Origin of the sequence: Aeromicrobium sp. HA (assembly GCF_027171405.1) — a bacterium.
In the GTDB taxonomy this organism is placed as follows: domain Bacteria; phylum Actinomycetota; class Actinomycetes; order Propionibacteriales; family Nocardioidaceae; genus Aeromicrobium; species Aeromicrobium tamlense.
Genome location: NZ_CP114372.1, coordinates 674,727 through 688,265 on the forward strand (window position 1 = coordinate 674,727; position 13,539 = coordinate 688,265).

A 13,539-nucleotide genomic window follows, 5' to 3' on the forward strand; every position below is an offset into this window, starting at 1 on the left:
CGTGGTCGTCGGTTTCGGCTCGGCGGGCGGGTCCGCGGCCGTACGATGACGCGGTGATCCGTCGACTGGTCCCGGTGCTCGCGAGCGCCGCGCTCGTGCTGTCCGTCGCGGCCTGCACGGCCGAGGAGGACGAGCCCCGTTCCGCCCCGCAGGGCACCGCGTTCTACACGCCGCCCGCGGACCTCTCGGAGTACGCGCACGGCGACCTCATCTGGTCGCGCGAGCTCGAGGGCGCGATGGGGCTGGAGCAGGCCGACGTCAGCCTCGTCCTCTACGCGCAGCAGGGCGTGGGCGGCGACACGGTCGCCACCTCCGGCTTCGTCGCCGTCCCCGACGGAACCGCTCCCGACGGCGGCTGGCCGGTCGTCACCTGGGCGCACGGCACCACCGGCATCGCCGACCAGTGCGCCCCCACCCGCGCCGACGCGACGATCGCCGACCCGGCCGCGATCGGCACCACCAGCACCCGCCTCCAGCGTTGGATCGACAGCGGCCACGCGGTGGTGGCCACCGACTACGAGGGCCTCGGCACCCCCGGCGACCACCCGTACCTGATCGGCGCCTCGCAGGGCCGGGCCGTGCTCGACATCGTGCGCGCCGCCCGCCAGCTCGATCCCGACCTCAGCGATCGGGTGATGACCGCCGGCCACTCGCAGGGCGGTCACGCGGCGCTGTGGGCCACCTCGATGGCGCCGCACTACACGCGCGAGCTCGACGTCGTGGGCACGGTCGCCTTCGCCCCGCCCTCGCACATGTCGCTCGCGGCCGAGGTCGGCCTGTCCGGCGAGGTCGCCGTCCCCGCCGCCCTGGTCGCGATGATCCTGCGCGGCCTCGAGGTCGCCTACCCGGGCAAGATCCCGGTCGACGAGCTGCTCAACGCGAAGGGCGTGAAGCTCTACCCGCAGGTGCGCGAGGAGTGCCTCATGGACCTGCTCGGCCCCGACCGCTTCGGGCTGGCGCCGATGAACCGGTTCGCGGCCAAGAACGCCGACGCCGACCTCGTGCGTGGTCCGCTGGACGCGAACGACCCCAGCTTCCCCGAGGTGCGCGGCCCGATCCTGGTCGTGCAGGGCACCGCCGACAGCGTGGTGCCGCAGGTCCTCACCGACTCGCTCGCCAAGGCCTACCGGGCGCGCGGGCTGGACCTCACCTACACGACGTACCGCGGCGCCGAGCACACCGACGTGCTCGACCGCTCGGCGAAGCAGGTTGCGGCCTTCACGGCCGAGGCGTTCGGCGGCTGACAGCTACTTCCGCAGCCCGTCTGGGGTGCACAGGTCGCCGAGCTCGTCGGTCGTGCCGTCCTTGAGGTGCTTGAAGTACTCGACCGCGCGCTCGCGGTCCCACTGCACCGACATGTCCGCGATCGGCACGGTGCAGGAGCGACCGTCGCCGCCCATCGCCTTGCCGAGCTTCCACGCGAAGCGGCCGAACGAGAACATCGAGACGTCGTCGCCGACGGCGAGCGACTCCGCGGTCGTCGTGGCCACACGGGTGAACTTCCACGGGTTGAGGACGGTGGAGGGGGACAGGGCCGCGTCGCCGATCGCGCCGATGACCTCGCGCTGGTTCTGGCCGCGCGCGATGTCGCCGCTGGCGAACGCCTTGCGGGAGCGCGAGTACGCCAAGGCGGTCTTGCCGTCGACCTCCTGGCAGCCCTCCTTGATGTTCAGCTTCGCGTCCTTGTCCTTGATGTCGTCCTTCGGGCAGACCTCGATGCCGCCGAGCGCGTCGACGACGTCCTCGAGCCCGGTGAAGCCGATCTCGACGTAGCCGTCGACGCCCAGGCCGGTCTCGCTCTCGATCGTCTCGACGAGCAGCGGCGGGCCGCCGAACGCGTACGCGGCGTTGATCTTGGTCCGGCCGTTGCCGGGGATGTCGACGATCGAGTCGCGCGGGATCGACGTCAGCACCGAGGGGCCTCCACCGCCGTACGTCAGCAGCAGGATGGTGTCGGTGCGGCCCCGGGACTTGTCCTTGGGGCGCTTGTCGGTGCCGGCGAGGACCCACGTGGTGGTCTCGTCCTGGGGGCGCTCGCCGTCGGGCGTGGCGTCGACCTTGGTGATCTTCGACCAGGCGACCACCGGCACGAGCACGAGGAACACGATCCAGGCCACGAGGACCAGCCACAGCAGCCGCAGTCGACCGCGCGGCTTGCGCTCCTTCGGGGGCTTCGCGCCGCGCTTGCCGGAGCCCGGCGGGGGCAGGTTCGGCGGCGGGATCGAGGAGCCGGACGCCGCGGGGCGCGCCGAGGACCGACCGGGCTGATCGTCGTACAGCCAGTCGTATCCGTCCGGATCCTTGGGACCTGAGGGGGGCATGGGGTGAAGGTACCCCGTCGGACCTCGCTCCGATTCCCTTGCCCGGCCTCCGGCGCGTCATCCCGAGGGATCGGGAGCGGCGCTCGATACTGAGGGAACCTTCGGACTCTTCCCCACCGTGAGGACAGCGATGCACGACGACCGCACGAGCGCTCTGGGCGGCACCTACGCCGACCCGGCCAGCGCCACCGCCCGGATCCGCTTCCGGCGCGCCCTGACCCTGGCCGCCATGACCCTCGTGATGCCGGGCTCCGCCCAGCTGGTCCAGGGCAACAAGCGCGTGGGTCGCATCGCGATCCGGATCTGGCTGGGCGTGCTCGCGCTCGTCGCCGCCCTCGTCCTGCTGGCGCTGCTCGACCGCCAGCTCGTCTTCGGCCTGGCCACCAACGCCGCCCTGCTGACCCTCGGCCGCTGGGTCCTCGTGGGCCTCGCGATCGGCTGGGTCGCCCTCATCGTCGACGCCTGGCGGCTCGGCCGCCCGCGCGAGCTCGCCCGTCCGCACCTGGCGATCTCCACCGCGCTGCACGCCGGTCTCGTGGTCGCCACGGCCGCGGTCCTGTTCTTCGCCGCGCACACCGTCTCGGTGATGAACGGCTTCACCGACACGGTCTTCGCCTCCAACACGGTCTCCAAGCCGCACGAGGGTCGCTACAACGTGCTGCTCCTGGGCACCGACTCCGGCAAGGACCGCAGCGGCATGCGCCCCGACTCGATCAACGTCGCCAGCATCGACGCCGAGACCGGCAAGGCCGTCATCATCGGCCTGCCGCGCAACCTGGAGAACGTGCCCTTCCCGAAGGGCTCGGTCATGCGCGAGCAGTTCCCGAACGGCTTCGACTGCGACGGCTGCTACCTCAACGCCGTGAACACCTGGGCTAACGACCACGCGCAGCTCTTCGACGCCAAGGAGCCCGGCATCGACGCCACGATGGACGCGGTCGAGGAGATCACGGGGCTGAAGCTCAACTACTACGCGCTGGTCAACATGAAGGGCTTCTCGAAGCTCATCGACGCGGTCGGCGGCGTTCGCCTCAACGTGCGCGAGCGCACCGCGATCGGCGGCATCGGCTCGCCGATCCGCGGCTACATCGAGGCCGGCGAGCAGAAGCTCTCGGGCGACAAGGCCCTCTGGTACGCCCGCTCACGCGTGGAGAACGACGACTGGTCGCGCATGGGCCGCCAGAAGTGCGTGATGAACGCGATGGTGCGCCAGCTCAACCCGCAGAAGGTCCTCATGAACATGCAGGACATCGCGAACTCGAGCTCGGCGATGCTGCACACGAGCATCCCGCGCCAGGACCTCAACGTCTTCATGGACCTCGCGCTCAAGACGAAGTCGCAGCCGATCTCGTCGGTCTCGCTCGTGCCGCCGGTGATCTACACGGGCAACCCGGACTTCGACAAGGTGCGCCGCCTGGTCTCCAGCGCCGTCGGCAGCTCCGAGGCCCGCGAGGAGGTCCAGAAGTCCGCCCTCGTCACCGCGAAGCTCCCGCTGCTCGAGCTCGGCGGGGAGGCGCAGAAGAAGGACCCGCGCAAGGCCAACCGCAGCGCCGACCTCAACGAGAGCTGCTGAGCCGACCCGCCCGACCGGCGCTGGTTCGTCGGCGTTGGGAACCGGAGGGTTTAATGGGGCGTCGGTCGCGCACGGACGATCGGCCACGGCAGGCAGGAGAGGTGGCGGGGTGAGCGGTCTGGGAGCCCGACCCACGCGGGTCGCGCAGCGCGGTGGGCTGCGCCGTGCACTGGTGCTGATCCTCGGCACGGTCGTCTGGCCCGGCATCGCGCAGTTCCTGGCCGGCGCGCGCCGCCTCGGCGCGGTCGTCATGGTCGCCTGGGTGGCCGTGCTGACGGCTCTGCTGGTGGTCTGGTTCCGCTTCCGCCCCGATCGCGCCCAGGTCATCGACTGGCTCACCGACCCGTCCGTGCTCCAGACCGCGCGCGTCGCCGCCCTCGTCCTGGCGATCGGCTGGATGCTGCTGTTCGTCGACGCCTGGCGGCTCGCCCTCGTGCGCAGCCTGGGCTGGTGGCGACTCGGCATCATCTCGGTCGTCAACGTCACGATCGTCGCGCTGGTCACCTCCACGACGTACCTGAGCTGGAACACCGTCTCGGCCTCCAAGGAGGTCGTGGAGCAGGTCTTCCACGAGACCGAGGTCAAGTCGCCGCTTCAGGGCCGCTACAACATCCTGCTGCTCGGCGCCGACTCCGCCGACGACCGCACCGGCCTGCGCCCCGACTCGATCAACCTCGTCAGCATCGACGCCGAGACCGGCGTGCCGATCATGGTGTCGCTGCCGCGCAACCTGCAGAACGTGCCGTTCCCCGAGGACTCGCCGATGCGGACGGTCTACCCCTACGGCTACAACTGCGGCTCCGAGTGCCTGCTGAACGCGGTGCACACCGCCGCGGCCGACCGGTCCGACCTCTACCCGAAGAGCAAGGACCCGGGCCTGGACGCCACGCTCGAGGCCGTCGAGGGCGTCACCGGCCTGAAGGTCAACTACTACGTCCTCGTGAACATGAAGGGCTTCTCCAGCCTCGTCGACGCCACCGGCGGCGTGACGATGGACATCAAGGAGCCCATCGCGATGTTCGGCAAGGACGACGCCTGGAAGCAGGTGTACATCCAGCCGGGCAAGCAGAAGCTCAACGGCAAGGAGGCGCTCTGGTACGGGCGCAGCCGCGTGCAGTCCGACGACTACACGCGCATGGGCCGTCAGAAGTGCCTCATGCAAGCCATGCTCCAGCAGCTCAGCCCCGAGCAGGTCGTGCTGAACGCGGGCAAGATCGCCAAGAGCTCGGCGCAGATGCTCAGCACCGACATCCCCGCCTCCGAGCTGGGCGCGTTCGGCGACCTGGCCCTCAAGGCCAAGGACCAGCAGATCGCGACGCTGTCGGTCGTGCCGCCGGAGTACAGCACCGTCACGCCGAACTTCGAGCAGATCCGCGCCGACGTCGCGGCCCTGGTCAAGAAGAGCGAGCGTCAGCAGAAGAAGGCCGCGCAGCCGAAGCCCACGGACTCCACGGCGACCACGCAGGCCCCCGAGACGCAGCAGACGCCCGAGGCGCCGAAGACCGAGTCGCCGTCAGCCGCGAACAACACCGACGACCTCGCCGCCACCTGCTGATCCCGGCCCCGGCGCCGAGCCGACCGGGAAGCGGTGGCGGGGCGGGGAGCGCTGGGGTCAGCGGCTCTCCTCGTAGGCCGCGATGACCTCGTCGGGATCGCCGTCCATCATGAGCTCGCCCTTCTCGATCCAGATGACGCGATTGCACGTGTCGCGGATCGACTGCATCGAGTGGCTCACCAGGAACACCGTTCCGGCGTTGTCGCGGATCTCGCGGATGCGCTTCTCCGAGCGCTTGCGGAACTTGCGGTCGCCGACGGCCAGGGCCTCGTCGACGATGAGGATCTCGTGGTCGCGGATCGTGGCGATCGCGAACTTCAGGCGGGCGGTCATGCCCGAGGAGTACGTGCGCATCGGCAGGTCGATGAACGGGCGGATCCCGGCGAAGTCGACGATCTCGTCGTAGCGCTCCTCGATCTCGGCCTTGGAGAAGCCCAAGGCCAGGCCACCGAGGATGACGTTGCGCTGGCCGGACAGCTGCTTGATGAGGGCCGCGCCCACACCGAGCATGCTGGGCCGCGAGCTGGCGTAGATCGAGCCGCGGGTGGCGGGGGTCAGACCCGTGATGGCGCGCATCAGGGTGGACTTGCCCGAGCCGTTGGAGCCGATGACGCCGATGCTGTCGTTCTCGTACGCGGTGAACGAGATGCCCTTGAGGGCGTGCACCGTGCGGGTGCGCTTGGCGCGGCGCAGCACGCCGCCGCGGTCGGCCTCGGTGGCGCGCTTGCCGGTGGCGAAGACGCGGTACTCGACGTGCAGGTCCTGCACGACGACGACGGGTCGGCGCTGCTCGGTGTCCGCCGTCTCCACGGACTCAGTCGACGCGACCATAACGCTCCTCCGCGGCCCAGAAGAACACGACGCCGATCAGGAACAGCCCGATCGACCAGACGGCGATGATGGGCCAGAACTGCAGGCGCACGTCGTAGAGCGGGTCGGAGTCGAGCAGCAGCTCGCGCGACAGGCTCAGGAAGGCGTAGACCGGCTGGTACTGGACGATCTCGAGCAGCTTCGGGTTGCCCTCGAAGCGGATGTCGAAGCTGAAGAAGATGCCGGTCGTGTAGAAGAAGAACCGCGTGATGAACGGCAGCAGGTTCGTGAGGTCGGGCAGGTGCACCGTGAGGCGCGCGGTGATGAACGCGACGCCCATGCAGAACAGGAAGTACAGGCCGATCAGGGGCACCATCAGCAGCCAGTTCCAGTTCGGCACGTGCCCCATGAGGAGCAGGAAGACCATGAGCAGGCCGACCGTGGGGATCAGCTGCATGAACTTCTGCACGACCACCGAGATCGGCAGCGACATGCGGGGGAACGCCAGACTCTGCACGAGCGCCTGGTTCGACGTGATCGACTTCGAGCCGCTGCCCATGCACGCCGAGAAGAACTCGAACATGAACACGCCGATGATCAGGAACGGCACGAAGTCGGGGACCGACTTCGTGCTGGCCATGAGGATGCCGAAGACGATGCCGAACACCGCGGCGTTGAGGATGGGCTTGAGGACGATCCACAGCATGCCCAGGCGCTGACGCTGGTTCTCGGCCTCGATGCGGAACTTCGCCAGCGAGACGATGAAGTCCTTGCGTTGCGCGACTCCCCGCAGGTATTCCGTCAGCGGGGGTCGGCCGCCCACCCGGGTCAGGCCGTGGGCCTGCGGGTCGTCGACCGTTGGGGTCATGCGTGGTTCCTGTCGTGATGTCTCGGGGGCATCGGCCGTCGGCCCGGATGCCCCGTCGAGTCTAGGGCACCCACCATCGCGGATCGGCTCAACGTCCCGGCCCGTCGAGCCGTGCGTGCTCCTGCGCGGCGATGCGCACGAGGTCGTCGGGTCCGCCGCCGGCGACCATCACCAGCGAGCCGCCGCCGGTGAGGGCCGCCGCGAGGTCGGCGGCGTCGTCGGCCACGGACCCCGGCTCGCGCACGACCCGGTCGGTCAGGGCGGGCGCGGCGAGCAGCTCGGCGTGCGTGGCGCGGCGCCCCGCGACGTCGAGGGCGAGGTCGTCCGGCGCCGGGGGGTCGAGGTCGATGAACACGTCCGGGCTCGCGGGCACGTGCACCGCGATGTCATGGAAGCCGTCGGGCTCGGCGGGGAAGCGGCCGCCGAGAGGACGCAGCGACGCCGCCAGCCGGATCTGCTCGGCGGCCTCGAGCTCGGGGCCCGACAGGCCGATCTGCGCGTCGGAGTCGGCCACCACGGCCCCGACGCGCCAGGCGCCCAGGATCCACACGTAGCGCAGCCAGTGGCTGGGCAGGCCGATCCGCACGCGGGTGCCACGCTCGGCGTCGAGCTCGTCGACGAGGAAGTTCGCGACCTTCGACACCCAGTTCGCCAGCGTCACGCCGCTGAGCTCGACGCGCTCGCCGGTCGCGACGTCGTAGTACGTGACGACGGGGGAGGGCGTGGGGGTCAGGACGGCGGCGAGGGTGGTGGTCACGCCTCGACGCTAGCGCGGAGCCCGGAGGCGCGACACGCCGAGGATCGCCGGACATTTGCTATTCGGCTTGACGTTTGGCAGGCATCCGACTGTAATTACAGGCATGTCATTAGTCGGTTGGATCGAGGGCGACGACCCCGAGCTCATGTGGCAGGAGCGTGCTCTGTGCGCTCAGACCGACCCCGAGTCGTTCTTCCCCGAGAAGGGCGGCTCCACGCGCGAAGCCAAGCGCGTGTGCCTGAGCTGCGACGTCAAGACCGAGTGCCTCGAGTACGCACTGGCCCACGACGAGCGCTTCGGCATCTGGGGTGGCCTGTCCGAGCGAGAGCGTCGCAAGCTCAAGAAGCGCGCCTGACCTCCCCGCGCCGCTGACACCTGACGGTTGGTCGCAACCGCCTAAGGTGGCGATCATGCACGACGACGACCTCGAGGACGAATCCGTCCCGGCGTGGCGTGCCAGCCCTCCCTCCGTCCTCGCCGTTCTCGTCGCCCATCGCGGATCGCGATGGCTGCCCCAGACCCTCGCTGCCCTCGACCGGCTGCACCACCGGCCCGACCACCTCGTGCTCGTCCACGACGACAGCGACCCGGCCACGCGCGACCTCCTCGAGGGACATGCGCACGCCTCGCGCATCGTCACCGCCCCCGCCCGTCGCGGGTTCGGCGGCCAGGTCGCGGTGGCGGTGGAGTCGCAGACCGAGGCCTACGACTGGATCTGGCTGCTCCACGACGACCAGATCTGCGATCCCGACGCGCTCTCCGGCCTCCTCGACGAGGCCACGCGCGACCCCGACATCGGCATCGTCGGCCCCAAGGTCCGCGAGTGGCCGTCGCTCCGGCGGCTCCTCGAGGTCGGCCTCACGGTCACCGGCACGGGCCAGCGCGAGACGATGCTGGAGTCCGGCGAGCCCGACGCCGGCCAGCACGACCGGCCGCAGGACGTCCTGGCGGTCGGCTCCGCCGGCATGCTGGTCCGCCGCGACGTGTGGGAGCGCCTCGGCGGCACCGATCCGCGGCTGCCGCTGTTCTTCGACGACATCGACCTCGGCTGGCGCGCCAACCGCGCCGGCTACCGCGTGCGCACGGCGCCGCGCTCGATCGTGTTCCACGCCGAGGCCACGGCCAACCGGCGTCGCGTGCGCCGCAAGGGCGTCCGCGAGCACGCGGGCGAGCGCCGTGCCGCCGCGCTGCACACGATGCTGGCCAACAGCGACCCGCTGCGGTTCCTGCCGCTGAGCATCCGTCTGTTCGTGGGCTCGCTGCTGAGGTTCGTCGGCTTCCTTTTCGGCAAGGACCTGCGGTCGGCCCGCGGCGAGATCATGGCGATGGTCACGGTCTTCGCCAATCCCGGGCCGATGATCGCGGCGCGCCGCCGACGCAAGCCGAACGTCGTGCGCCGCAACCGCGAGCTGAAGGACCTGTTCGCCCCGTTCTGGATGCCGTACCAGCACGGACTCGACGTCGCCGCCACCACCGTGCAGGCCGTCGTCCGCCCCGAGTCGGTGGACTCACTCGGCCTGCGGTCGATCGGCGTCGCGGAGGAGGACGAGGAGGACCCGGTCGTCGTCGACCAGCCGCCGTGGTGGCGCCGTCGTCCGTGGCTGACCTGGGTGCTGGTGCTGCTCGTGGGCTCGCTCGTCGCGGCGCGCTCCGTGGCCGCGGGTCACCTGTTCAGCCCGGTCCTGCCCGCGTCGCCCGACGCGGTCTCGTCGTGGTGGCGGCTGCTGTTCGAGCGGTCGCACGCGGTCGGCCTCGGCAGCGCCGACGTCGCGCCGGCCTACGTGGTCCCGCTCGCGTTCGTCGGGCTGCTGGTGTGGTTCGCGCCGGGACTCATCTCCTGGATCCTCACGGTGCTGGCGGTGCCGTTCGCGGCGCTCACCGCCCACCGCTTCGGCCGCCTCGTCAGCGACGACCGTGCCGTCCGGATGACGTGGGCCGTGTCGTACGGCCTCGTCGTCGGCGTCACCGGCGCGATCGCCGGCGGCCGCCTGGGCACGGTGGTCACCCTCGTCGTGGCGCCCCTGTTCGCCAACGTCCTCCTGCGCCTCGTGCTCGAGCCCACGTGGACCCGTGCCGCCCTCGTCGGCCTGTGGATCGCGCTGGTCGCGGCGTTCGCGCCGGTCGCCTGGGCGCTGGGCATCGTCGCGCTCGTCGTCAGCGCGCTGCTGGTGCGGTCGTCCGCGCGCTACCTCGCGCTCAGCGGCGTGATCGGCACGGTGCTGCTGGGTCCGTGGCTGCTCGACCGTGTCCTGTCCGGGCGGATCTGGTGGGAGGTCGGCAACCCCGTCGACGCGCCCGCCTCCGCCTGGGACGTGGTCACCGGCACCGGCGGCGGGCCCGGATCGGCGCCGTGGTGGATCGCGGTCCCGCTCATCGTGCTCGCCGCCGCGGCCCTCGTCCCCGAGGCGACCCGTCGCGCCGTCGCCGGCGCCTGGATCGTCGCGGTCGCCGGTCTGGCCACGGGCCTGCTGGCCTCGATCTCGACCTACGTGCCGTTCCCCGGCGCTCCGGAGGTCAGGGCGTGGTCCGGGCTCGGCGCGGGCATCTGGCTCGGCGGCCTGCTGACCGCGGTGCTGTTCGCCTGGCCCGCCCTGCGCACGCGCAAGCACCGCCGCTGGCGACGCCCGGCGATCGCCCTGCTGGCAGCGTTCCCGATCCTCGCCGGCGGCTGGCTCGTCGTGCGCGGCATCGACGACCCGCTCGAGTCCGGTGACGCCCGCGTCGTACCCGCCTTCCTCGCGGCCCGACCCGGCACCACCGTCGTGCTGACCGGCGACTCCGAGTCCGGCATCGTCGCCGACGCCGTCGTGGGCCCCGGCCCCTACCTCGGGGCCGAGGCGCTGCGCACCACTGCCGAGCGCGAGGACCGCCTGCGCGACACCGTCACCTCGCTGGTCACCACGCCCACACGCGACGACGTCGACGAGCTGGCGCGACTCGGCGTCGACAGCATCTACGCGCCCGACGTCGACCTCGACCTCGCGCGACGGATCGACGCGGCGCCCGGGCTGGCCCAGAAGGGCAGCGACTCGCCCGACTCGCGCGTCTGGTCGGTGACCTCCGAGGTCGAGGCCGAGCCCGCGCCCGAGGCCGGACCCGCCCGCCCCTGGATCGCAGGCGTGTGGGTGCTGGCCTGGGTCGGCGCGTTCGTGGGTGCCCTGCCGGTGCGCCGCAACGCGGCCTCCGGGCCGGATCCGGACGAGGAGGACGACGCATGAGCAGCCGGTTCCCCGCCCGTTACGTCCTCCCCCTCGTGGCGGCGCTGCTCGTCGCCGCGATCTCGTTCGTGCCCGAGCCCGAGCCGCCCGTCGTGGCCGGCGGCAGCCAGACCGTCGAGGTCCGCCAGACCACGTGGGCCTGCCCCGTCGAGTCCGGGTGGACCGTCGCGGCGGGTCAGGTGGCGCCGGGCGACGAGGCCGTGGCTCGCCCCATCCCCGAGGAGGCGGCGGCCGACCCGGTGTGGGCGCGGGCCGACCGCTGGCGCACCGCCGAGCCGGGCGGCGACGCCCTCGTGCTCGAGCAGTCCGGCGAGGGCTCCGGATCGGTCGGCTACGTCGCCGGCCGACTGAAGGGCGACGCGGTGCTGGCGGCCTGCCCGCCCGTCGTCGACGAGGCCTGGTTCGCGGGCCTGGGCGACCGCGGCCGCTCCGACGCCACGATCACCCTGGTCAACCTTGGCGAGAACCGCGCCGTGGCCGACCTCAGCTGGTGGGGCGCCAACGGCCCGATCCAGTCGCTGGACACGTCGGGCCTCGTGGTGGAGCCGGGTCAGCGGCGCCAGATCTCGGTCGACGACGTCGCCGCGGGGGAGGGAGCCGTCTCGGCCCACGTCTCGCGCCGCCGCGGCTCGCTCACGGCGATCGCGCTCGACGCCGGCACCGGCGGTGCCGACCTGCTCGCCCCCGCGCCGGGCCCCGCCACCGAGCAGGTGCTGGCCGGCCTGCCCGAGGGCGACGGCACGCGCCTCGCGCTGGCGAACCCGGGCACGTCCACCGCGCACGTCGCGGTGTCGGTCCGCGGTCCGGGTGGCGCCTTCGCCGCCGAGGGCCTCGAGGACGTCTCGGTCGAGCCCGAGTCCACGCGGGTCGTCGCGGTCCCGGGTTCGGTCGACCTGCGACGCGCGTCCCTCGCGATCACGTCCGACCTGCCCGTCGTGGCCTCCGCCTCGACCGAGACCGACGACGACGTCGCCCGAGTGACGCCGTCGGCCGCCATCGAGGGTCCCGCGGTCGTGCCCGTCCGGCTCGCCGGCGGCGCCGTGCGCACGGTCGTCACGGCCAAGGAGGCCGCCGTGGTCGAGGTCGAGTCCTTCTCGGCGTCGATGGAGTCGCTCGGCACGAGCCGGGTGAGCGTCGGTGCAGGGGCCTCGGCCCTCGTCCCCGCGCCGAAGGACGACGCCGCCTATCTCGTGCTGACCCCGCAGGAGGGCCGTCGCGTCATGGCCGGTCTCTGGAAGTCCGGGGGAGGCAGGATCGCCGCCACGGCGGTGCGTCCCGCGCCCGTCTCGGTGGTCGCTCCCGGCGTCTCCGTGCGCTGACCGGTGCCGCTGCTCAGGCGCGCGGGTCGAGGTCCTCGGGGTCGTGGTGCCAGACCTCGCCGAGCCGCGTGAGCAGCACGGTCCAGACCAGCTCCTCGAGGTCGACGGCCGAGCGTGCCCGTCCCACGATCGGCAGGCGGTAGACCACGATCCGGTACCCGCCCGGCGCCGGGTTGACGATGCTGCGGGGCACCGGCTCGTCCCAGCCGGGCGGCAGCATCGGCGCCTCCTCGACGGCGACCTCGACGTGGTCGGGCTCGCGCGCGAAGTGGTGGTCGAGCCGCGTGAGGATCTCGGCGACGAGGTCGTCGAACGCCTCGCGCGGGGTGCGGTGGACCGGAGCGCCCTGCGGCGAGAGGGGCCCCGGGAGCGACATCACGCCGCGCGGTCCGCGCCCGCGACGGTCGCGGGCGGAGCCCGGACGCGGACCGTGGACGCCGATGCGGGATCCCGGTTCGCTGGCCATCCGGTGAGCCTACTGCGGAGCGCTGGGGTCGCGGGCTAACCTCGCCCCGTGGGACTGCAACGTCGATGCTCGCGCGCAGGCTGCCCGAACTCCGCGGTGGCCACGCTGACGTACGTGTACGCCGACTCGGTCGCCGTCCTGGGCCCGCTGGCCACCTACGCCGAGCCCCACGCGTACGACCTGTGCTCGCGTCACGCCGAGCGCCTGTCGGCGCCGCAGGGCTGGAGCGTGGTGCGACTGGCCCCGGAGTTCACCGAGCCCGAGCCCACGCACGACGACCTCGTGGCACTGGCCGAGGCCGTCCGCGAGGCGGGCCGTCCGGCGCCCGAGCAGCCCTCCGACGACGGCTCGCCGGTGCTGCGGCTCGTGCGCGACGACTCGGCTACGGTGGTGCCGTGAACCTCGATCCAGCGCTCGTCGAGATCCTGGTGTGCCCCCAGTGCCGCTCCGGCCTGTTCGTGGACGCCGAGGCCGACGAGCTCGTGTGCAACGGCTGCGCCCTCGCGTACCCCGTCCGCCGCGACATCCCGGTCATGCTGGTCGACGAGGCCCGCTCGCTCGACGCCTCCTGACCCCACTTCTGCGGATCTGGGGCTGGTGTGACGAATGGGACTCCGGGGTGTGTCCACTGCACTACCATTCGTAGTGATCT

General features: G+C 71.9%; 13 protein-coding genes. 8 read left to right on the forward strand and 5 right to left on the reverse strand.

The features are described from left to right. Positions 1–53: 53 nt before the first annotated feature. Positions 54–1,244, forward strand: coding sequence for a lipase family protein (locus O3S82_RS03285; protein ID WP_269305494.1), 1,191 nt, complete (start codon positions 54–56; stop codon positions 1,242–1,244). 3 nt (positions 1,245–1,247) lie between these two features. Here the strand turns inward: O3S82_RS03285 and O3S82_RS03290 are convergent, their stop codons facing one another. Continuing rightward, positions 1,248–2,321 carry an LCP family protein gene (locus O3S82_RS03290; RefSeq protein WP_269305496.1) on the reverse strand — a complete coding sequence of 358 codons (1,074 nt, stop codon included), beginning with the start codon at positions 2,319–2,321 and terminating at the stop codon, positions 1,248–1,250. Positions 2,322–2,451: 130 nt separating this feature from the next. Between O3S82_RS03290 and O3S82_RS03295 the strand changes: the two genes are divergently transcribed. Continuing rightward, a complete protein-coding gene (locus O3S82_RS03295) occupies positions 2,452–3,894 on the forward strand; it encodes an LCP family protein (RefSeq protein ID WP_269305499.1) in 1,443 nt (480 codons plus the stop codon). Between the two features lie 109 nt (positions 3,895–4,003). Continuing rightward, a complete protein-coding gene (locus O3S82_RS03300) occupies positions 4,004–5,449 on the forward strand; it encodes an LCP family protein (protein ID WP_269305501.1) in 1,446 nt (481 codons plus the stop codon). 57 nt (positions 5,450–5,506) lie between these two features. Here O3S82_RS03300 and O3S82_RS03305 read toward each other — a convergent pair whose 3' ends face one another. The 3 genes from O3S82_RS03305 to O3S82_RS03315 all read right to left on the reverse strand — a co-directional run bounded on the left by O3S82_RS03305 (position 5,507) and on the right by O3S82_RS03315 (position 7,884). Continuing rightward, a complete protein-coding gene (locus O3S82_RS03305) occupies positions 5,507–6,259 on the reverse strand; it encodes an ABC transporter ATP-binding protein (RefSeq protein WP_269305503.1) in 753 nt (250 codons plus the stop codon). 4 nt (positions 6,260–6,263) lie between these two features. Then, complete coding sequence (locus tag O3S82_RS03310; RefSeq protein WP_179426156.1) at positions 6,264–7,127, reverse strand: ABC transporter permease; 864 nt, start codon at positions 7,125–7,127, stop codon at positions 6,264–6,266. An 88-nt stretch (positions 7,128–7,215) separates the two neighbouring features. After that, positions 7,216–7,884, reverse strand: coding sequence for a TIGR03089 family protein (locus O3S82_RS03315; RefSeq protein WP_269305505.1), 669 nt, complete (start codon positions 7,882–7,884; stop codon positions 7,216–7,218). A 103-nt stretch (positions 7,885–7,987) separates the two neighbouring features. On the opposite strand from O3S82_RS03315, the gene O3S82_RS03320 reads away from it, so the two are divergent. From O3S82_RS03320 to O3S82_RS03330, 3 genes are read left to right on the forward strand one after another with little or no spacing between them, the layout of a single operon-like run. After that, entirely contained in the window at positions 7,988–8,239 is a 252-nt protein-coding gene (locus O3S82_RS03320; protein ID WP_179426152.1) for a WhiB family transcriptional regulator, read from the forward strand. A 55-nt stretch (positions 8,240–8,294) separates the two neighbouring features. Beyond that, positions 8,295–11,102 (forward strand): glycosyltransferase family 2 protein, encoded by a 2,808-nt coding sequence (locus O3S82_RS03325; RefSeq protein WP_269305507.1) that lies wholly within the window; start codon positions 8,295–8,297, stop codon positions 11,100–11,102. Next, entirely contained in the window at positions 11,099–12,421 is a 1,323-nt protein-coding gene (locus O3S82_RS03330) for a DUF5719 family protein (protein WP_269305508.1), read from the forward strand. Before O3S82_RS03325 ends, O3S82_RS03330 begins: the two co-directional genes overlap by 4 nt. A 13-nt stretch (positions 12,422–12,434) precedes the next feature. Here the strand turns inward: O3S82_RS03330 and O3S82_RS03335 are convergent, their stop codons facing one another. Then, positions 12,435–12,887, reverse strand: coding sequence for a metallopeptidase family protein (locus tag O3S82_RS03335; RefSeq protein WP_179426146.1), 453 nt, complete (start codon positions 12,885–12,887; stop codon positions 12,435–12,437). A 48-nt stretch (positions 12,888–12,935) separates the two neighbouring features. Here O3S82_RS03335 and O3S82_RS03340 point away from each other — a divergent pair, with 48 nt between their 5' ends. Together O3S82_RS03340 and O3S82_RS03345 are read left to right on the forward strand one after the other, a co-directional pair. Then, positions 12,936–13,286 (forward strand): DUF3499 domain-containing protein, encoded by a 351-nt coding sequence (locus O3S82_RS03340; RefSeq protein WP_179426144.1) that lies wholly within the window; start codon positions 12,936–12,938, stop codon positions 13,284–13,286. After that, on the forward strand, positions 13,283–13,459 hold the full coding sequence (locus O3S82_RS03345) for a Trm112 family protein (RefSeq protein WP_179426142.1): 177 nt from the start codon (positions 13,283–13,285) through the stop codon (positions 13,457–13,459). Before O3S82_RS03340 ends, O3S82_RS03345 begins: the two co-directional genes overlap by 4 nt. The last annotated feature ends 80 nt before the right edge of the window (positions 13,460–13,539 follow it).

What these genes read in the sequence shown, in the direction of transcription:
- O3S82_RS03290 (WP_269305496.1), bottom strand. Translation starts at nt 2,321, where the DNA reads ATGCCCCCCTCAGGTCCCAAGGATCCGGACGGATACGACTGGCTGTAC.
- O3S82_RS03295 (WP_269305499.1), top strand. Translation starts at nt 2,452, where the DNA reads ATGCACGACGACCGCACGAGCGCTCTGGGCGGCACCTACGCCGACCCG.
- O3S82_RS03310 (WP_179426156.1), bottom strand. Translation starts at nt 7,127, where the DNA reads ATGACCCCAACGGTCGACGACCCGCAGGCCCACGGCCTGACCCGGGTG.
- O3S82_RS03320 (WP_179426152.1), top strand. Translation starts at nt 7,988, where the DNA reads ATGTCATTAGTCGGTTGGATCGAGGGCGACGACCCCGAGCTCATGTGG.
- O3S82_RS03325 (WP_269305507.1), top strand. Translation starts at nt 8,295, where the DNA reads ATGCACGACGACGACCTCGAGGACGAATCCGTCCCGGCGTGGCGTGCC.
- O3S82_RS03330 (WP_269305508.1), top strand. Translation starts at nt 11,099, where the DNA reads ATGAGCAGCCGGTTCCCCGCCCGTTACGTCCTCCCCCTCGTGGCGGCG.
- O3S82_RS03335 (WP_179426146.1), bottom strand. Translation starts at nt 12,887, where the DNA reads ATGGCCAGCGAACCGGGATCCCGCATCGGCGTCCACGGTCCGCGTCCG.